The sequence below is a fragment of the Streptomyces sp. NRRL F-5122 genome (assembly GCF_001507435.1).
Taxonomy (GTDB): domain Bacteria; phylum Actinomycetota; class Actinomycetes; order Streptomycetales; family Streptomycetaceae; genus Streptomyces; species Streptomyces lannensis.
On the sequence record NZ_LMWH01000290.1, the window covers coordinates 48,589 to 67,031 of the forward strand.

Consider the following 18,443-nt stretch of genomic DNA (forward strand, 5'->3'; position numbering starts at 1 on the left):
ACGTTGCCAGGCTCATGACAGTTCATGATCGAGTCAAGAGTGCCTCAAGGACAGACAAACGCCGGTTCCCGACACTCCCTCAGAAGGCGTCGGGAACCGGCGTGTCGAGCTCGCCGGTCACACGGCCAGATTGTCCGCCATCTCTTCCGAGAGATTGGACTCCGTGCCCGGGATCCCGAGGTCCGACGCCCGCTTGTCGGCCATCGCCAACAGCCGGCGGATACGGCCCGCGACCGCGTCCTTGGTGAGCGGCGGGTCGGCGAGGGCGCCCAGCTCCTCCAGGGAGGCCTGCTTGTGCTCCATGCGCAGCCGGCCGGCCGCCGCAAGGTGCTCGGGCACCTCGTCGGCGAGGATCTCGAGGGCACGGGCGACCCGCGCACCGGCCGCGACAGCCGCACGGGCGGAACGGCGCAGGTTGGCGTCGTCGAAGTTGGCCAGGCGGTTGGCCGTGGCACGGACCTCGCGGCGCATCCGCCGCTCCTCCCAGGCCAGCACGGACTCGTGTGCGCCGAGCCGGGTGAGCAGCGCGCCGATGGCGTCGCCGTCCCGCACGACCACACGGTCCACTCCCCGCACCTCGCGCGCCTTGGCGGCGATCGACAGGCGACGGGCGGCGCCGACCAGGGCGAGCGCGGCCTCGGGACCGGGGCAGGTCACCTCGAGCGAGGACGAGCGACCGGGCTCCGTCAGCGAACCGTGCGCCAGGAACGCGCCGCGCCAGGCCGCCTCGGCGTCGCAGGTGGCCCCCGAGACCACCTGCGGGGGCAGCCCGCGGATCGGGCGGCCCCTGCCGTCGACGAGACCCGTCTGGCGGGCCAGCTGGTCACCGCCCGCGACCACGCGGACCACGTAGCGCGAGCCGCGACGCAGTCCACCGGGCGCCATCACGATCAGCTCGGAGGCATGACCGAAGATCTCCAGGATGTCCCGCTTGACACGCCGTGCGGCCATCGCCGTGTCCAGCTCCGCCTCGATCACGATGCGGCCGCTGACCAGGTGCAGTCCACCTGCGAACCGCAGGATCGCCGAGACCTCCGCCTTTCTGCAGCAGGTCCGGGTGACGGGAAGCCGGGAGATCTCGTCCTTCACCGCTGCCGTCATCGCCATGGGCCGATCCTTCCATGCATCCGAAAAATACGGTCGTACGCGGCGGCCAACAGCTCCGGGTCGTGCCGCGGGGTTCCGTCGGTCCGGGCCACCGGTGCCAGCTCGACCGTGGCGCCGAACCGCTTGGCGGCCTCGTTCAGCAAGGCACGGTCGGGCACGGCGGCCTGGTCGGCCAACACCACGTCCAGGGCGAGTTTAGGGGCGTGTCGTCCTAAAACCTCCAAATGACGCTGCGGGGAGAAGCCCGCGGTCTCTCCTGGCTGCGGAGCGAGGTTCAAGGAGAGTATCCGGCGCGCCTTGGTCTCCGAGAGGGCGTCCAGGAGCTCGGGGACGAGCAGATGCGGGATCACCGAGGAGAACCAGGAGCCCGGGCCCAGCACGACCCAGTCGGCGTCCAGCACCGCGGCGACCGCCTCGGGCACGGCCGGCGGGTCGTTCGGCACGAGGTGCACGGACTGCACCTCCCCGGGGGTCAGCGCGACGTTCGCCTGCCCGCGTACCGTTCCGATCTCGTCCGGGTGTACCGGGTCGTGTCCCTTGACGAGCGCCTGGAGCTCCAGGGGTACGGCGGACATGGGCAGTACACGGCCGTGGGCACCGAGCAGCCTGCCGACCAGGTCGAGAGCCTGGACGTGGTCCCCGAGCTGCTCCCACAGGGCCACGATCAGCAGGTTGCCGACCGCGTGCTCGTGCAGATCGCCCTTGGACTGGAAACGGTGCTGGATGACCCGTGCCCAGGTCTGGCCCCAGTCGTCGTCGCCGCAGAGCGCCGCGAGCGCCTTGCGCAGATCTCCGGGCGGGAGCACGCCGAGCTCGTCGCGCAGTCGGCCGCTGGAGCCGCCGTCGTCCGCGACGGTGACGACGGCGGTGAGGTCGCCGGTGATCCGGCGCAGCGCGGCGAGCGAGGCGGACAGTCCCATGCCGCCGCCCAGGGCGACGACCTTGGGCTGGGTGCCGCGGCGGCGCGCCCGGCCGCCACGGGCCTCGGCGGGGCTGCCGCCCCGTCCCTCGGACACCACCCGGCGCAGCCTGCTCAGCCGCAGAGTACGTCCGGTCACTCGCGCCCCATGTCCCGGTGCACGACCACGGTCTCCACTCCCTCTGCGGCCAGCCGGGCGGCGAGCTTCTCCGACATGGCGACGGAGCGGTGCTTGCCGCCGGTGCAGCCGATGGCGATGGTCACGTACCGCTTGCCCTCCCGGCGGTACCCGGCCGCGATCAGCCTGAGCAGCTCGGCGTAGCGGTCGAGGAACTCCTTGGCGCCGGGCTGGTTGAACACGTACGCGGCCACTTCCTCGTTCAGGCCGGTGTACGGGCGCAGCTCCGGGACCCAGTGCGGGTTGGGCAGGAAGCGCATGTCCGCGACCAGGTCGGCATCCACCGGGAGGCCGTACTTGAAGCCGAAGGACATCACGGTGGCCCGCAGCTCGGGCTCCTCCTCACCGGCGAACTGGGCGTCCATCTTGGCCCGCAGCTCGTGCACGTTGAGGCTGGAGGTGTCTATCACCAGATCGGCGTCGCCGCGCAGCTCACGCAGCAGCTCACGCTCGGCGGCGATGCCGTCGACGATGCGGCCGTCGCCCTGGAGCGGGTGCGGCCGGCGAACGGACTCGAATCGGCGCACCAGGGCGTCGTCGGAGGACTCCAGGAACACGATCCGCCGTGTGACGTTCTTCGACTCCAGGTCGGCAAGCGACTCGCGGAGGTTGTCGAAGAAACGTCGGCCGCGGACGTCCACGACGACCGCGATGCGGGCGACGTTGCCCTGGGAGCGGGCGCCCAGCTCCACCATGGTGGGGATCAGCGCGGGCGGCAGGTTGTCGACGACGAACCAGCCGAGGTCCTCCAGACACTTCGCGGCCGTCGACCGGCCCGCGCCGGACATTCCGGAAATGATCACCAGCTCCGGGATGGCCGTGTCCGGCACCCCGGCGGCTTCGATTCCCGTACTCACCTGTGCTCCGTTTTCCTGTTCCGCCTCCTGGGGCGGCTGATCCTCACCCGCGTCCTTGTGGGCGGCCTGGTCCTGCGTCGCGCGTTCTTCCGCGCTCCGGTCCTGCTCGGTCATGTCTCCTGCCCCCGTCGCTCATCGGGAGGTCCCGCGGACACGGGCTCCCCGAAGGAACCCGCCGTCGTCTCGGGTTCCTCCTCTTCCATGATCTCTCCGGTCGCCGTGTTCACGGCGGGTGCGGCCGGGGCCGCCTTGGCGAGGGCCACGGCGATCGTCTCGGCCGTCTTGCGGCCGATGCCGGGGACCTCCTGAATCTGGTCGATTGTCGCGGATCGAAGCCTCTTCACCGAGCCGAAGTGCTTGATCAACGCCTGTTTGCGTGTCTCACCGAGCCCGGGTACCTCGTCCAGGGGACTTGTCCTGAGCCGCTTGGTCCGCTTCGTGCGCTGGTAGGTGATCGCGAAACGGTGGGCCTCGTCGCGGACGCGCTGGAGGAGGTAGAGGCCCTCACTGCTGCGCGGAAGCACCACCGGGTCGTCCTCGCCCGGCACCCAGACCTCCTCCAGACGCTTGGCGAGGCCGCACACGGCGATGTCGTCGATGCCGAGCCCGTCCAGCGCCTTCTTGGCCGCCGCGACCTGCGGCTGACCGCCGTCGACGACGACGAGCTGCGGCGGGTAGGCGAACCGCTTGGGCCGCCCGTCCTCCTCGGTCAGGACGTCCCCGTCCGCCCACTCCCCCGTCTTCTCCTTCTCGGCGAGATAGCGCCTGAAGCGGCGGGTGATCACCTCGTGCATGGAGCGGACGTCGTCCTGGCCCTCGAAGCCCTTGATCTGGAAGCGGCGGTACTCGCCCTTGCGCTGCAGTCCGTCCTCGAAGACCACCATGGAGGCCACCACGTCCTCGCCCTGGAGGTGCGAGATGTCGTAGCACTCGATCCTGAGCGGCGCGCTGTCCAGCTCGAGGGCGTCGGCGATCTCCTCCAGGGCGCGCGACCGGGTGGTCAGGTCGGAGGCGCGCTTGGTCTTGTGCAGGGCGAGCGCCTGCAGGGCGTTGCGCTGCACGGTCTCCATCAGCGCCTTCTTGTCCCCGCGCTGCGGGATGCGCAGGGACACATTGGACCCACGGCGGCCGGTGAGCCAGTCCTGGACGGGCTCTATGGGGTCGGGCAGCGCCGGGACCAGCACCTCCTTGGGCACGGAGTCGCCCGTCTCCTCGCCGTAGAGCTGCTGCAGGGCGTGCTCGACGAGGGCACCGGTCGTGACGTCCTCGACCTTGTCGGTGACCCAGCCGCGCTGGCCGCGCACCCGTCCGCCGCGCACATGGAAGATCTGCACGGCCGCCTCCAGCTCGTCCTCGGCGACCGCGATCAGATCGGCGTCGGTCGCGTCGGTGAGCACGACCGCGTTCTTCTCCATCGCCTTCTTCAGGGCCTCGATGTCGTCACGCAGCCGGGCGGCACGCTCGTACTCCATGTCCTCGGCCGCCTGCATCATCTGCTTCTCCAGACGACGCAGATACGTGCCGGTGCGGCCGGCCATGAAGTCGGAGAACTCCTCGGCCAGTTCACGGTGGTCCTCGGGGGAGATCCGGCCGACGCAGGGGGCGGAGCACTTGCCGATGTAGCCGAGCAGGCAGGGGCGCCCGGTGCGGGCGGCGTTCTTGAAGACGCCGGCCGAGCAAGTGCGCACGGGGAAGACACGCAACAGCAGATCCACGGTGTCGCGGATCGCCCACGCATGCGAGTACGGGCCGAAGTACCGTACGCCCTTCCGCTTCTGGCCACGCATCACCTGAACGCGCGGGAACTCCTCGTTCATCGTCACCGCGAGATAGGGGTAGCTCTTGTCGTCGCGGTACTTGACGTTGAACCTGGGGTCGAACTCCTTGATCCAGGTGTACTCCAGCTGCAGCGCCTCGACCTCCGTGGACACCACCGTCCACTCCACGGACGTGGCCGTGGTGACCATGGTGCGGGTGCGCGGGTGGAGGTTCGTCAGGTCCTGGAAGTAGTTCGCCAGGCGCTGGCGCAGGCTCTTCGCCTTTCCGACGTAGATCACCCGGCGGTGCTCGTCGCGGAACCTGTAGACCCCGGGTGAGTCCGGGATCTCTCCCGGCTGGGGACGGTAGCTGGAGGGGTCGGCCATGTCTCACACCCTACTGGCGGGGGCCGACACCGCGGCGCGCCTGTGGACAAGGGTCCGCAGGGCCGCCGAGGGCGCGGGGATGCCTGGTCCGGCCGTCCGGGACACCGCCTTCCGCAGGCGGCGCACAACGGCTGCGAGGGGAGCGTTCCGGCCGGACCCGGCGCGTGCGGGGCGCCTGCCGGGCCACGGCGCGGACCGAGTGGCAGCGTCGGTCGCAGGAAGGGCCGGCGCAACACGGCCGAACCGGCCACGGAGGCGAAGAGTCTTCCGTCCGGTAGGCATCAGGTGTTGTCGGGGCTTGGTCAACACGCTTCAATGCGTGGAACCTCCGGGCCGTGATCGGCGGGGTCCGCTTGTGAACGGACGCCGCACGCCCCGACCGGCCCGGAACGCCCCCTGCGAACGGTCTGACCAGCCGTCGTGAACATTCACAGAAAGGCCCCCCTGTATGCGGTACGGCGCACAGCATGCGGACACAGTCCCGGCGGAGTTGGAGGCGGCCCTGCGTGGCGGACCCTTCCATGTCGCGCTGCGCGCCGCGATCACCGCCCGCGGGCTGCCGCTGCAACGCGTACAGCACCATCTGTCCCGGTACGGGGTCAGAGTCGGGGTGACGAGTCTGAGCTACTGGCAGCAGGGCGCGCGCCGGCCGCAGCGGCCCGAGTCCCTGCGCGCCGTGCGTGCCCTGGAGGAGATACTCCAGTTGCCCGACGAGTCGCTGATCCGGCTGCTGACGTCGACCGACGAGCGGCCCGACCCCGACCGTCCGCCGGGCCGTTCCTACCGCTCCCTGGTGGAGGCCTCGGGCGTCCTCGAACGCCTCCTCGCCGAGCTGGAGTCGCCCCTGGACGGCGGACTGCACACCCTCTGCCACCACGAGCGGGTCCGTATCGGGTCGCGCCGGGAACTGCTGGCCCGCGAGTCGCACCACATCGTGCGCGCCCACAGGGACGGAGTGGATCGCTACATCGCCATCCACCACGGCGATCCGGGATGCGCCCCGGAGCGGATCGTGGTGCACGCGCAGGAGAACTGCCGCACGGGACGCGTGCGGTGGCACCACGACACGGGCCTCCTGGCAGCCGAATTGCTCTTCGACACCCGGCTGCGGACCGGCGACACGTTTCTCTTCCGCTATGGCTTCGAGGACGGCACCGCCGGGCCCTGCGCCGAGTACCTTCGCGGCTTCAGGCTGGCGGGCGGGCAGTACGCGCTCCAGGTCAGCTTCGACCACGAGGCGCTGCCGGTGCGCTGCCACCGGTTCGCCCAGCACTCCCCCGCCGCGCCGCGCAGCGGCCGTCAGGAGCTGCCGCTCAGCGGACGCCACCGCTCGGTACATGTGGTGGAGCCGCGTGTCCGGTCGGGAATCGTGGGGATCGAGTGGGACTGGGAGTGAAGGGTCTCTCCTGAGCCGTCAGGCCGCCGGGCCCGCCACGATCTTGCCGTTCTTGACCTCGACGGGCAGCTCGCTCAGCGGCTCGGTGGCCGGAGCCTGCACCACCTTGCCGGAGACGGCGTCGAACTGACTGCCGTGGCACGGGCAGACGAGCGTCGTCCCGGACAGCTTGTTGATGGCGCACCCGGCGTGTGTGCAGATCGTGCTGTAGGCCTTCAAGGAGCCGTCCGCGCCACGGCTCACGACGACGTTCGCATCCCGGTACAGCTTCGCGCCGCCCTTCGGGACCTCGTTCTCGGATCCGAGCGAGACCGGCGCGGTCGGCGTGGCCGGCGCGGCACCGCCGTCACCACCCGACGAGCAGGCCGCGAGCCCGAGCCCGGCGACCGGGGTGAGCGCAGCCCCGCGAAGGACGGTACGACGGGTCGCTGCGGGACGGGCGGACATGGCGTCTCCACTGGTCAGGGCCGATGCCCGCCGGGCCGCGGGCCGTTTCGACGATACCGGTGGCGGTCGTCCCGCCTCGGGGCGGGGCAGGGGCAGGCCGTGCGAGGCGGGGACGCAAACGCTTGCGCAAGCGTTTACGCGGGCCGTCGAATGGGATACCTTCCCGGCCAGACGGCTCCAGGAGGGGGACGCGATGGCAACGATGGCCGATGTGGCACGGAGCGCGGGTGTGTCCGTCGCGACCGTCTCGCACGTGCTGAACGACACCCGGCCGGTACGCCCCCACACCCGCCGGGCGGTGCTCGACGCCATCGACGAGCTGGGTTACACGCCGAACACACTTGCCCGTTCCTTGGTGACGGCCCGCACCCGGTCCATCGGGCTCGCGGTGTCGGCGATCAGCAATCCGTACTTCACGGAGATCCTCCAGGGCGTCGAGGCCGGCGCCCTGGAACACGGCTACGGCCTGCTCGTCGCCGACCCGCACGACGATCCCGTGCACGAACGCAAGGCCGTCCAGCTGCTGCACGAACGGCGCGTCGACGGCGTGATCGTCGCCCCCTCGGCGGACCCGGGCGGACTGCTCGCCCTCCTTGCCCGGCACGGGGTGCCGACCGTGTTCGTCGACCGGCTGGTCGACACGGCCCCCGCAGGCACACCCGCGCCACAGGCGTTCGACCAGGTCTGCGGCGAGAACGTGGACCCCATGGCCCGTCTGGTCACCCATCTCGCCGAGCTGGGTCACCGCCGCATCGGCCTTGTCGCGGGACGTCCCGGGCTCAGCACGACGGCCGAGCGGATCAGCGGCTACCGGCAGGGACTCGCGGCCGCGGGGCTGCCCTACGACGAGCGGTTGCTGGCATCGGGCGATTCCGCGGCCGAGGGCGCCGAGCGGGCCACCACCGACCTGCTGTCGCTCGCGGCGCCCCCGACGGCCCTGGTCACCGCCAACAACGCGATGACCATCGGAGCACTGCGCGCCCTGCGCGTGCGTGGAGTGTCCGTCCCGGACGACCTTGCGCTGTGCTGCTTCGACGACTTCGCCTGGGCGGACCTGTTCTCCCCTCGGCTCACCGCGGTCTCCCAGCCGAGCCGGGAGATCGGTACCGAGGCCGTGCGGCTGCTGCTGGAGCGCCTGGAGGACCCGGACCTCCCTGCGCGCACCGTGCGGCTGCCCGGTGTGTTCGTCCACCGCACCTCGTGCGGCTGCCCCGACGCCCCCTACCGGAAGGAAACCGACTCGTGATCGTCGTCGCCGGTGAGGCCCTGATCGATCTGGTCCCCCAGGGGACGGGCGCGCTCGCGCCTCTGAAGCCGGCGCTGGGCGGCGGCCCCTACAACACCGCCGTCGCCCTCGGCCGGCTCGGCTCCCCCACCGCGTTCTGCTCCCGCACCTCCTGCGACGCCTTCGGTGAGGCACTCCTCGACGGACTGCGCCGGGCCGGCGTGGACGTCTCCGCCGTGCAGCGCGGCAGCGAGCCGACGACGCTGGCGGTCGCCACGATCGACGAGAACGGCTCGGCCGCGTACTCCTTCTACGTCGAGGGCACCGCCGACCGGTTGTTCACGGCACCGGCACGCCTTCCCCGGGACACCCGGGCCGTCTCGTTCGGCACCTGCTCCCTCGTCCTCGAACCGGGGGCCGGCGCATACGAGGAGTTGATACGCAGCGCCTCCGCACAGGGTGTGTTCACGGCACTGGACCCGAACATCAGGGCGGGACTGATCGCCGACCCCGACGCCTACCGGGCCCGCTTCAAGAGCTGGCTGCCGTCGGTGTCGCTGCTGAAGCTGTCCGTCGAGGACGCGCAGTGGCTGGGTGGCACCCCCCGTGAATGGCTGGCCTCCGGCCCCGCCGCCGTTGTGGTCACCCGCGGCAGCGACGGGCTGACTGTCTTCACCCGTGACGGTGCGGAGCATTCCGCGCCGGGTGTGCGGGTCGACGTCGTGGACACGATCGGCGCCGGCGACACGGTCAACGCGGCGCTGCTGCACGGTCTGGCTGCCCGGGATGCCCTCTCCCCGACGGCACTGGCCACCCTGGACGCCGAGGGCTGGAAAGGTCTGCTGGGCTTCGCCGCCCGCGCGGCGGCCATCACCTGCTCCCGCGCCGGCGCGGAACCGCCGTACGCGTCCGAACTGGTGGCCCCGTAGCCCGCGTTGAGCCGTCCACCGGCCGCGCGCGGGGCCCGAGCGGCCGTTCCGTCCGACGAGCGGTGCCCCGTGGGGAGTTCCCACGGGGCACCGTGTCGTTCGGGGCGTGCCTCTGTGTCAGGCCTTGCGCGCCCGGGTGGACTTCTTCGCGGGTGCCGCCTTCTTCGTGGCACCGGCCGCCTTCTTGGCCGCCGTGTTGTTGACGGTCTTCACGGCCTTGGCCGTCGCCGTCTTCTTCGCCGTCGAGCCGGCGGCGACCGTCTTCGCGGCCGCTCTGCGCGGGGCCTTCACGGAGGGCGCATCGCTGATGCGGTCGGCGCCGAGGATCTCGCGCAGGAACTTGCCGGTGTGGCTGGTCGAGACCCCCGCGACCTCCTCGGGCGTGCCCTCGGCGACCACGAGACCGCCGCCCGCGCCGCCTTCGGGTCCCATGTCGACGACCCAGTCGGCGGTCTTGATGACGTCGAGGTTGTGCTCGATGACGATGACCGTGTTGCCCTTGTCGACCAGGCCGCCGAGAACCGTGAGCAGCTTGCTGATGTCCTCGAAGTGCAGACCGGTGGTCGGCTCGTCCAGCACATAGACCGTGCGTCCGGTGGACCGCTTCTGCAACTCGCTGGCGAGCTTCACACGCTGCGCCTCACCACCGGAGAGGGTGGTCGCCGACTGGCCGAGGCGGACGTAACCGAGGCCGACGTCGTTCAGCGTCCTGAGGTGGCGGGAGATCGCCGGGACCGCCTCGAAGAAGTGCATGGCCTCCTCGATCGGCATGTTCAGGACCTCGGCGATGGACTTGCCCTTGTAGTGGACCTCCAGGGTCTCCCGGTTGTAGCGGGCGCCGTGGCAGACCTCGCACGGGACGTAGACGTCCGGGAGGAAGTTCATCTCGATCTTGATCGTGCCGTCGCCCGCGCAGTTCTCGCAGCGACCGCCCTTGACGTTGAAGGAGAAGCGCCCGGGCAGGTAGCCCCGCACCTTCGCCTCGGTCGTCTCGGCGAACAGCTTGCGGATGTGGTCGAAGACGCCCGTGTACGTCGCCGGGTTCGACCGCGGGGTGCGGCCGATGGGCGACTGGTCGACGTGCACGACCTTGTCGACGAGGTCGTCGCCGTCCACACGCGTGTGACGTCCGGGGACGTTGCGCGCACCGTTCAGTTCGCGCGCCAGGTGCGTGTAGAGGATGTCGTTGACCAGCGTCGACTTTCCGGAGCCGGACACGCCCGTGACGGCCGTGAACACGCCGAGCGGGAAGGAGACGTCGATGTCCTGGAGGTTGTTCTCCCGGGCGCCGTGCACCGTGAGCCGCCGGGACGGGTCGCGCGGGCGCCGGATGTCGGGCAACGGGATGGACTTCTTGCCCGACAGGTACTGGCCGGTCTGCGACTCGTCGTTGGCGAGCAGTTCCTTCAGGGAGCCGCTGTGCACGACCTTGCCGCCGTGCTCGCCCGCGCCCGGGCCGATGTCGACGACCCAGTCGGCGACCTTGATGGTGTCCTCGTCGTGCTCGACGACGATGAGCGTGTTGCCCATGTCGCGCAGCCGGACCAGGGTCTCGATCAGCCGGTGGTTGTCGCGCTGGTGCAGGCCGATGGAGGGCTCGTCGAGCACGTACAGGACGCCGACGAGTCCGGAACCGATCTGGGTGGCCAGCCGGATGCGCTGGGCCTCGCCGCCGGAGAGCGTGCCGGCCGCGCGGTTCAGCGAGAGGTAGTCCAGGCCGACGTCGACCAGGAACCGCAGCCGCTCGTTGACCTCCTTCAGGACCCGCTCGGCGATCTTCTTGTCACGGGCGTCGAGCCTGAGCTCCCGCAGGAAGTCCGCGCAGTCGCTGATCGACATCGCGGAGATCTCGGCGATCGACCTGTCCATGATCGTGACCGCGAGGACGACCGGCTTGAGGCGGGTGCCCTGACAGGTCGGGCACGGCACCTCGCGCATATAGCCCTCGAAGCGCTCCCGGCTGGCGTCGCTCTCGGCCTCGCTGTGGCGGCGCTTCACGAACGGGACGGCGCCTTCGAACGGCGTCGTGTACACCCGCTCGCGCCCGTAGCGGTTGCGGTAGCGGACCTCGATCTGCGTCTTGTGGCCGTAGAGCAGGGCCTTCTTGGCGCGCTGCGGCAGACCGGCGAAGGGGATGTCCGTCCGGAATCCCAGGGCGTCCGCGAGCGCGCCGATGAGGCGGCCGAAGTAGTCCTTGGTGTGCCCGTGCGACCAGGGGTGGATGGCGCCCTCGTCGAGGGACTTGTCCTCGTCCGGGACGATCAGCTCGGGGTCGACCTCCATGCGGGTGCCGATGCCCGTGCACTCGGGGCAGGCGCCGAAGGGCGAGTTGAAGGAGAAGGAACGAGGTTCCAGCTCCTCGAAGGAGAGATCGTCGTACGGGCAGTACAGGTGCTCCGAGTACATGCGCTCGCGCTCGGGGTCGTCCTCGGGGAGGTCGACGAAGTCGAGCACGACCATGCCGCCCGAGAGGCCGAGCGCGGTCTCCACCGAGTCGGTGAGCCGGCGCTTGGCGGAGTCCTTCACCGTGAGGCGGTCGACGACCACCTCGATGGTGTGCTTCTCCTGCTTCTTCAGCGTCGGCGGGCTGGACAGCTGGATCGTCTCGCCGTCCACCCGGGCGCGGCTGTAGCCCTTGGTCTGGAGGTCGGCGAAGAGGTCGACGAACTCCCCCTTGCGCTCCCGCACGAGCGGCGACAGCACCTGGAAGCGGCTTCCCTCGGGCAGCTCCAGGACCTTGTCGACGACGGCCTGGGGCGACTGGCGCGAGATCGGGCGGCCGCACTCGGGGCAGTGCGGCTTGCCGATGCGCGCGAAGAGCAGACGCAGGTAGTCGTAGACCTCGGTGATCGTGCCGACCGTCGAGCGCGGATTGCGCGAGGTCGACTTCTGGTCGATGGAGACCGCCGGCGAAAGTCCTTCGATGAAGTCGACGTCCGGCTTGTCCATCTGCCCGAGGAACTGCCGTGCGTACGAGGAGAGCGACTCCACGTAACGGCGCTGGCCCTCGGCGAAGATCGTGTCGAAGGCCAGCGAGGACTTGCCCGACCCCGACAGGCCCGTGAAGACGATGAGCGAGTCGCGTGGCAGGTCGAGCGAGACATTCTTCAGGTTGTGCTCGCGCGCGCCACGGACGATGAGACGGTCGGCCACGCCGGTCCGCACCTTTCTTGAGAGAAGCGACAGGGGCGGGGCCCCCGTGCTTTTTCAGACTAGGGGGAGCCACTGACAACGCCGGTCGGATTCCACGGTTCATAACAATCCCGGGCCATCCAGCATGCCCGACGCCGCACTCGACCCTATAGCACGCACATTCGATTTGCGGGTCCGGTCCACTTCCTTCACCCGAAGGAGTGGCACAGTTAGGGTCGGGCCATGATTGATCACGCGCGTGACCTGGCGTCTGTACGTGACGCGACCGACCGGCTGCTGCACGCAGCCGCCACCATGGACAACGCAGCGATGGAAGCTCCGTCACGGCTGCCCGGCTGGAATCGCGGCCACGTCCTCGCCCATCTGTCCCGCAACGCGGACGCGCTCGTGAACGCTCTGCAGGGGCGCCCCATGTACGTCTCCGCCGAGGCCAGGGACACCGACATCGAACGGGACGCCCCGCGTGCCCTGGACGTCCAGCTCGACGACCTGCGGCAGAGCTGCGCCCGCTTCCAGGAGGCCGGCGCCGAGCCCGCGGACTGGTCGCGCACGGTCGAGCTGCGCAACGGGGTCACGGACTCGGCGGCCCGGGTGCCGTTCCGGCGGTGGGTGGAGGTCGAACTGCACCACGTCGACCTGGGAATCGGATACGAGCTGGAGCATCTGCCGGCGGAGTTCGTGGAGCGGGAGGTCGACTTCCTCACCGAGCGGTTCGCGGACCATCCCGCGGTCCCCGGCATCAGCCTGACCGCCCTGGAGGACCCCGGCAGGCTCGTCTGGACCACCGGTCGCAAGGACGCCGGGCCCGTCACCGTGACGGGTCGGTCACACGCGCTGCTCGGCTGGCTCGCGGGACGCACCCGGGGCGAAGGACTGACCGTCGTGGACGAAGGTGTGGCGCTGCCCGTACTGCCCGCGCTGTGATCTCGTCGGTAGGCTGACAGCCATGACGTACAGCGGAACGGTGACGGTCGGCGGCCCGGCGGACGTGCACGAGCTGAAGGACCTGATGATCACCAAGATCGCGGTCGGCCCGATGGACAACAACGCCTATCTGCTGCGCTGCCGGGCCACCGACGAGCAGTTGCTGATCGACGCGGCCAACGACGCGCACACCCTGCTCGGCTCGATCGGCGACGACGGCATCGCGTCCGTGGTCACCACGCACCGCCACGCCGACCACTGGCAGGCGCTCGCCGAGGTGGTGGCGGCCACGGGCGCGCGGACGTACGCGGGCCGGGACGACGCCGAGGGCATTCCCGTCCCGACCGACGTCCCGGTCGCCGACGGCGACACGATCCGTGTGGGGCAGGTGGAACTCACCGCCCGCCACCTGGTGGGGCACACCCCGGGCTCGATCGCCCTCGTCTACGACGACCCGCACGGGCACCCGCACGTGTTCACCGGCGACTGCCTGTTCCCGGGCGGCGTGGGCAACACGCACAAGGACCCGAAGGCCTTCGCCAGCCTGATCCACGACGTCGAGACGAAGATCTTCGACGCGCTTCCGGACGAGACCTGGGTCTACCCCGGGCACGGCAACGACACCACGCTGGGCGACGAGCGTCCGCATCTGCCGGAGTGGCACGAGCGGGGGTGGTGAGCGCCGGGTGGTGAACGCGGGAGCCCGCGCGCCGAGCCTGCTTCGACACATCGCGTGAAGAGCAGGCTCACGCGCCCCGTGTGAACCGTTCGCACGCACCGATGCCGCGCGTGCGCTCCCCGGCCGCACGGCCTCGCGGTCAACTGGAGCCAGCCCGCGCGGGATGACGGCTCCTACGCGGTACGGGTCGCCGGTCCCTCTCTCCCGCCCTCGACCGGCGGCCCCGGCCGTCGCGGTCCCGACGACTCAGGCTTCCGCCCGTGCCGCGCCCGCGAGCGTCGCCACCCGCTCCACCGCGAACGCGTATCCCTGCACCCCGCATCCCGCGATGACACCGTCGGCGCGAAGAGACACGTACGAGTGGTGACGGAACTGCTCGCGCTGGTGGATGTTGGAGATGTGCACCTCCACCACCGGCAGTCCGTCGCAGGTGTTGAGTGCGTCGAGAATCGCGACGGACGTGTGCGAGTAGGCCGCCGGGTTGATCACGACACCGGCGTGGTTCAGCCGCGCCTCCTGGATCCAGTCGACCAGTTCGCCCTCGTGGTTGGACTGCCGGAAGTCCACCGTGGCGCCGTACGCCGCCGCCGTCTTCACGCACAGCGCCTCGATGTCCGCGAGCGTGTCCGAACCGTAGATCTCCGGCTGGCGCTGCCCCAGCAGGTTCAGGTTGGGGCCGTTGAGCACCATGATCGGGGCGTCGGCGAGAGTGCGGGGCACGGTTCCTCCGGTCCGTTCGGGTCTGCCGGCCCTTGAGGGGGACCGTGTCTCGGCCCCCGGTTTATCACGGTGCACCGGACGGACGCGGACCGTACCCTCCGGCCATGACGCGAACCGTCCACCCGCCCAAGCTCGTGCCCGGCGACCGAGTCGCCGTCGTCTCGCCCTCCGCCGGGCTCCCCGCCCTCTTCCCGCGCCCGTACGAGCTGGGACTCCATCGACTGCGCACCGTTTTCGGCCTGGAACCCGTCGAGTATCCGGCCACCCGGAAGATGGGCGCGACCCCCGGGGAGCGCGCCGACGACCTCCACGCGGCGTTCGCCGATCCGGCCGTGAAGGCCGTGTTCGCCTCGATCGGCGGCGACGACCAGATCACGGTACTGCCCCTGCTCGACCGGGAGTTGATACGCACTCACCCCAAGCCGTTCTTCGGGTACAGCGACAACACCAACCTGCACGCCTTCCTGTGGAACACCGGCGTGGTGAGCTATCACGGCGGTTCCGTCATGGTCGAACTGGGCCGTCCCGGGGCGATGGCACCGCTCACCGCGGAGTCGCTGAGGGCCGCCCTCTTCACCACCGGACCGTACGAGGTGAAGCCGGCCGGGTTCTGGACGGACAAGGCGCGGGACTGGGCGGATCCGGCCACCTTCGAGGCGGAACCGGAGACCCGGCGCGGCTCGGGCTGGACCTGGGTGAACGCCGACCGGGTGGTCGAGGGACGCAGTTGGGGAGGTTGTCTGGAGATCATCGGCCGGCTGCTCATGGCCGACCGGGAAGTCTCGCACGATCCGGCGGTCCACGACGGCGGAGTACTCTTCCTGGAGACGTCCGAGGACATGCCGAGCAGCGACGAGGTCTTCCACACCCTGCGCAACATGGGTGAGCGCGGGCTGCTCCAGCGCTTCTCCGCGCTGCTCATGGGCCGGCCGAAGGCCTGGTCGTTCGAGCGTCCCAACAGTTCCGAGGAAGGCGCCCGTTACGCGGCGGAACAGCGGGCGGCGGTACTGCGTGCCCTGAAGATGTACGCCCCCGACACCATGGCGGTGTTCGACGTGGATCTCGGGCACACCGATCCGCAGGTGATCCTCCCCTATGGAGGCGTGATCCGTGTGGACGGCCCCGCCCGGCGCATCATCGTCACCTACTGACCCGACCGGTACCCCGGGCGCACGCCCGTCCCGGGCGCCACATGCGCCGAGCCCCCGCACGCCCCCGTAACCCTTGATCACGGTGGGTAGTTGTCGCGGCATGCATGTTGCACGCAGCGTGAAAACCCCGTCCATGCTCCGGCTCGCGGCGGCCTCGCTGGCCGGGACGGCCGTCGAGTTCTACGACTTCTTCGTCTACGGGACCGCGGCCGCCCTGGTCCTGGGCCCCCTGTTCTTCCCGACACTCTCCCCGGTGACGGGCACGCTGGCGGCGCTCGGTACCTTCGCGGCCGGATTCGTGGCGCGACCGCTCGGTTCCATACTGTTCGGTCACCTCGGTGACCGGCGCGGGCGGCGGCCGGTCCTCGTGGCGTCACTGCTGCTGACCGGAGCCGCCACGGTGGCGGTCGGTTGCCTGCCCACGTACGGAACCATCGGCACGGCGGCTCCCCTGCTCCTTCTGGTTCTTCGCTTTCTCCAAGGCCTGGGGCTCGGCGGTGAGTGGGGCGGTGCGGTCCTGCTGGCCGTGGAGCATGCTCCGGCCGGGCGCCGGGTGCTGTGGTCGAGCTTTCCGCAGATGGGCCCCTCGCTCGGGTTCGTGCTGGCCAACGGTGTGATGCTGGGGCTTTCCGCGACGTTGTCGCAGACGCAGTTCGCAGCCTGGGGCTGGCGGATTCCGTTCTGGGCGGCAGGCGTGCTCGCGGTGGCGGGTCTGTGGCTGCGCGGCTCGCTCGCGGAGAGCCCGCTCTTCCTGGAACTCCACGACCGGGCGCGTGTGCCGTTCGCCGAGGTGGTGCGCGGCCACTGGCGGCTCGTCCTGCTGACGGCCGGCGCGCTCGCGGTGGGGTACGCCGTCTTCTACACCGTGACGACCTGGTCCCTGGTCTTCGCGACGGAACGGCTCGGCGTGAGCCGTACGGTCCTGCTGGCCTGTGTCCTCGCCACCGTGGTGGTGCAGGGTGCCGTCACTCCGTTCCTGGCACTTCTGGGGGACCGCTACGGACGGCGACCGCTGTGCCTCACGGGGTGCACGGGCGTCGTCGTGTGGATGTTCCCGATGATCGCTCTGCTGTCGACCCGCAAGCCGGCGCTGATGTTCCTGGGGTTCCTCGGGGCGATGCTCTCCTTCATCACGATGTTCGCCGTGGTCGCCGCATATCTCCCGGAGTTGTACGAGCCCCGGGTGCGCTGCACGGGTGCGGCGGTGGGCTACAACCTAGGTGGCGTCCTCGGCGGCGCCCTCACCCCGATCGTGGCCACCGCGCTCACCGGACACGCCGGCCGGGTGCCCTGGGGCGTCGCTGCCTATCTGACGACCATGGGCCTCGTCAGCCTGGGTTGCTTCGCTCTGCTGCCGGAGACCCGTCCCGTGCCGGTCGCGGTCGCGGAGCCCGCTCCCGGCTGATCCGCCGGGGGGGGACGGCGCACGGGACGCGGGCCGTCAGCGATCCGGAGACGAGGCCCGCGGGTGCCGGCGAGCGCACGTGAGGGGCGCCCGGCTGTGTGCCGCGCACCCCACACGTGTTGTGCCCGACCGGCGCGGGTCAGGCCTCGATGCTGTGTTTCCGGGTCTTGTCGTCGTCCTTCCCCGCCGCCTCGACCGCTTGCTGCCTCCTGGTGGCCAGCAGGCTGGTGATCGTCGTGACGATCAGAACGGCACAGATCACGCCCAGCGAGGCCGGGATGGAGATCTCGGGGACATGGACCCCCGCCTCGTGGAGAGCGTGCAGCACCAGCTTGACGCCGATGAAGCCCAGGATGACCGACAGACCGTACGAGAGGTGCACCAGCTTCTTGAGCAGGCCACCGATGAGGAAGTACAGCTGCCTCAGACCCATCAGCGCGAACGCGTTGGCCGTGAAGACGATGTAGGGGTCCTGCGTCAGGCCGAAGATCGCGGGGATGGAGTCGAGGGCGAAAAGCACGTCGGTGGTACCGATCGCGAGCATCACGACAAGCATCGGCGTCATGACCCGCTTGCCGTTCTGCGTGATCCACAGCTTGGTGCCGTGATAGCGGTCGGCCACACCGAAGCGGCGCTCGGCGGCCTTCAGCAGCCTGTTCTCCTCGTACTCCTCGTCCTCCTCCTCGGCCCTGGCCTCCTGGATCAGCTTCCAGGCGGTCCAGATCAGGAAGGCGCCGAAGAGGAAGAAGACCCAGGAGAAGGACGCGAGGATCGCGGCTCCCGCGGCGATGAAGACGGCCCGCAGCACCAGGGCGATGAGGACACCGACCAGCAGCACGCGCTGCTGGTACTGCGAGGGCACCGCGAACTTCGCCATGATCAGGACGAAGACGAAGAGATTGTCGACGCTCAGCGACTTCTCGGTGATGAATCCGGCGAAGAACTCTCCGGCCGGCTGACCGCCGCCGAAGACGAGCAGCCCCACACCGAAGAGACCGGCGAGAGTGATCCAGACGATCGTCCAGATGCCGGCTTCCTTGATCGACACATCGTGCGGTTTGCGGCCGATGAAGAAATCGGCCGCGATCAGGGCGGCGAGGCCCACGATCGTCAGGACCCACAGGGTCAGGGATACATTCACTGCGCCTCCGGCAGTACGTCACGGCATAGGTCAGCGTCGTCGCTACCGGAGGTCTCTTCCACCCGCGG

Annotated in this window: 15 protein-coding genes; 7 read left to right on the top strand and 8 right to left on the bottom strand. The window is 70.1% G+C overall.

Features of this window, described 5'->3' with window-relative positions:
• Nucleotides 1-117: 117 nt before the first annotated feature.
• The 4 genes from whiA to uvrC are packed head-to-tail and all read right to left on the bottom strand — an operon-like array spanning nt 118 to nt 5,205.
• Complete coding sequence (gene whiA / locus ADL25_RS41365) at nt 118-1,107, bottom strand: DNA-binding protein WhiA (protein WP_059133100.1); 990 nt, start codon at nt 1,105-1,107, stop codon at nt 118-120.
• Nucleotides 1,098-2,165: a gluconeogenesis factor YvcK family protein gene (locus ADL25_RS41370; RefSeq protein WP_059133101.1), complete on the bottom strand. Its 1,068-nt coding sequence runs from the start codon at nt 2,163-2,165 to the stop codon at nt 1,098-1,100. Before ADL25_RS41370 ends, whiA begins: the two co-directional genes overlap by 10 nt.
• Nucleotides 2,162-3,175, bottom strand: coding sequence for an RNase adapter RapZ (rapZ, locus tag ADL25_RS41375; protein ID WP_059133102.1), 1,014 nt, complete (start codon nt 3,173-3,175; stop codon nt 2,162-2,164). Before rapZ ends, ADL25_RS41370 begins: the two co-directional genes overlap by 4 nt.
• On the bottom strand, nt 3,172-5,205 hold the full coding sequence (uvrC, locus tag ADL25_RS41380; RefSeq protein WP_059133103.1) for an excinuclease ABC subunit UvrC: 2,034 nt from the start codon (nt 5,203-5,205) through the stop codon (nt 3,172-3,174). The genes rapZ and uvrC overlap by 4 nt, the downstream gene beginning before the upstream one ends.
• A 448-nt stretch (nt 5,206-5,653) precedes the next feature.
• Between uvrC and ADL25_RS41385 the strand changes: the two genes are divergently transcribed.
• Nucleotides 5,654-6,601, top strand: a complete 948-nt coding sequence (locus ADL25_RS41385; protein WP_059133104.1) for a hypothetical protein — start codon at nt 5,654-5,656, stop codon at nt 6,599-6,601.
• Between the two features lie 18 nt (nt 6,602-6,619).
• On the opposite strand, the gene ADL25_RS41390 is transcribed toward ADL25_RS41385, so the two are convergent.
• Complete coding sequence (locus tag ADL25_RS41390) at nt 6,620-7,048, bottom strand: Rieske (2Fe-2S) protein (protein WP_059133105.1); 429 nt, start codon at nt 7,046-7,048, stop codon at nt 6,620-6,622.
• Nucleotides 7,049-7,241: 193 nt separating this feature from the next.
• On the opposite strand from ADL25_RS41390, the gene ADL25_RS41395 reads away from it, so the two are divergent.
• Together ADL25_RS41395 and ADL25_RS41400 are read left to right on the top strand one after the other, a co-directional pair.
• Nucleotides 7,242-8,294: a LacI family DNA-binding transcriptional regulator gene (locus ADL25_RS41395; RefSeq protein ID WP_059133106.1), complete on the top strand. Its 1,053-nt coding sequence runs from the start codon at nt 7,242-7,244 to the stop codon at nt 8,292-8,294.
• Nucleotides 8,291-9,202, top strand: a complete 912-nt coding sequence (locus tag ADL25_RS41400) for a carbohydrate kinase family protein (protein ID WP_059133107.1) — start codon at nt 8,291-8,293, stop codon at nt 9,200-9,202. The genes ADL25_RS41395 and ADL25_RS41400 overlap by 4 nt, the downstream gene beginning before the upstream one ends.
• Before the next feature lie 117 nt (nt 9,203-9,319).
• Here the strand turns inward: ADL25_RS41400 and uvrA are convergent, their stop codons facing one another.
• Nucleotides 9,320-12,355, bottom strand: a complete 3,036-nt coding sequence (gene uvrA, locus ADL25_RS41405; protein ID WP_059133108.1) for an excinuclease ABC subunit UvrA — start codon at nt 12,353-12,355, stop codon at nt 9,320-9,322.
• Nucleotides 12,356-12,577: 222 nt separating this feature from the next.
• Here uvrA and ADL25_RS41410 point away from each other — a divergent pair, with 222 nt between their 5' ends.
• Nucleotides 12,578-13,279: a maleylpyruvate isomerase family mycothiol-dependent enzyme gene (locus ADL25_RS41410; protein WP_059133109.1), complete on the top strand. Its 702-nt coding sequence runs from the start codon at nt 12,578-12,580 to the stop codon at nt 13,277-13,279.
• 22 nt (nt 13,280-13,301) lie between these two features.
• Nucleotides 13,302-13,958 (top strand): MBL fold metallo-hydrolase, encoded by a 657-nt coding sequence (locus tag ADL25_RS41415; RefSeq protein ID WP_059133110.1) that lies wholly within the window; start codon nt 13,302-13,304, stop codon nt 13,956-13,958.
• A 246-nt stretch (nt 13,959-14,204) separates the two neighbouring features.
• Here the strand turns inward: ADL25_RS41415 and aroQ are convergent, their stop codons facing one another.
• Nucleotides 14,205-14,678, bottom strand: a complete 474-nt coding sequence (gene aroQ / locus ADL25_RS41420) for a type II 3-dehydroquinate dehydratase (protein ID WP_059133111.1) — start codon at nt 14,676-14,678, stop codon at nt 14,205-14,207.
• Between the two features lie 104 nt (nt 14,679-14,782).
• Between aroQ and ADL25_RS41425 the strand changes: the two genes are divergently transcribed.
• Together ADL25_RS41425 and ADL25_RS41430 are read left to right on the top strand one after the other, a co-directional pair.
• Nucleotides 14,783-15,829 carry a S66 family peptidase gene (locus tag ADL25_RS41425; RefSeq protein WP_059133112.1) on the top strand — a complete coding sequence of 349 codons (1,047 nt, stop codon included), beginning with the start codon at nt 14,783-14,785 and terminating at the stop codon, nt 15,827-15,829.
• A 133-nt stretch (nt 15,830-15,962) separates the two neighbouring features.
• Nucleotides 15,963-17,234 carry an MFS transporter gene (locus ADL25_RS41430; RefSeq protein ID WP_059133113.1) on the top strand — a complete coding sequence of 424 codons (1,272 nt, stop codon included), beginning with the start codon at nt 15,963-15,965 and terminating at the stop codon, nt 17,232-17,234.
• Between the two features lie 139 nt (nt 17,235-17,373).
• Here ADL25_RS41430 and ADL25_RS41435 read toward each other — a convergent pair whose 3' ends face one another.
• Nucleotides 17,374-18,375, bottom strand: a complete 1,002-nt coding sequence (locus tag ADL25_RS41435) for a TerC family protein (RefSeq protein WP_059133114.1) — start codon at nt 18,373-18,375, stop codon at nt 17,374-17,376.
• Nucleotides 18,376-18,443: the final 68 nt, after the last annotated feature.

Coding starts and splice junctions, on each gene's coding strand:
- ADL25_RS41425 (WP_059133112.1), top strand. CDS start 14,783: ATGACGCGAACCGTCCACCCGCCCAAGCTCGTGCCCGGCGACCGAGTC.
- whiA (WP_059133100.1), bottom strand. CDS start 1,107: ATGGCGATGACGGCAGCGGTGAAGGACGAGATCTCCCGGCTTCCCGTC.
- ADL25_RS41430 (WP_059133113.1), top strand. CDS start 15,963: ATGCTCCGGCTCGCGGCGGCCTCGCTGGCCGGGACGGCCGTCGAGTTC.
- ADL25_RS41410 (WP_059133109.1), top strand. CDS start 12,578: ATGATTGATCACGCGCGTGACCTGGCGTCTGTACGTGACGCGACCGAC.
- ADL25_RS41390 (WP_059133105.1), bottom strand. CDS start 7,048: ATGTCCGCCCGTCCCGCAGCGACCCGTCGTACCGTCCTTCGCGGGGCT.
- rapZ (WP_059133102.1), bottom strand. CDS start 3,175: ATGACCGAGCAGGACCGGAGCGCGGAAGAACGCGCGACGCAGGACCAG.
- uvrC (WP_059133103.1), bottom strand. CDS start 5,205: ATGGCCGACCCCTCCAGCTACCGTCCCCAGCCGGGAGAGATCCCGGAC.
- ADL25_RS41385 (WP_059133104.1), top strand. CDS start 5,654: ATGCGGTACGGCGCACAGCATGCGGACACAGTCCCGGCGGAGTTGGAG.
- ADL25_RS41395 (WP_059133106.1), top strand. CDS start 7,242: ATGGCAACGATGGCCGATGTGGCACGGAGCGCGGGTGTGTCCGTCGCG.
- ADL25_RS41415 (WP_059133110.1), top strand. CDS start 13,302: ATGACGTACAGCGGAACGGTGACGGTCGGCGGCCCGGCGGACGTGCAC.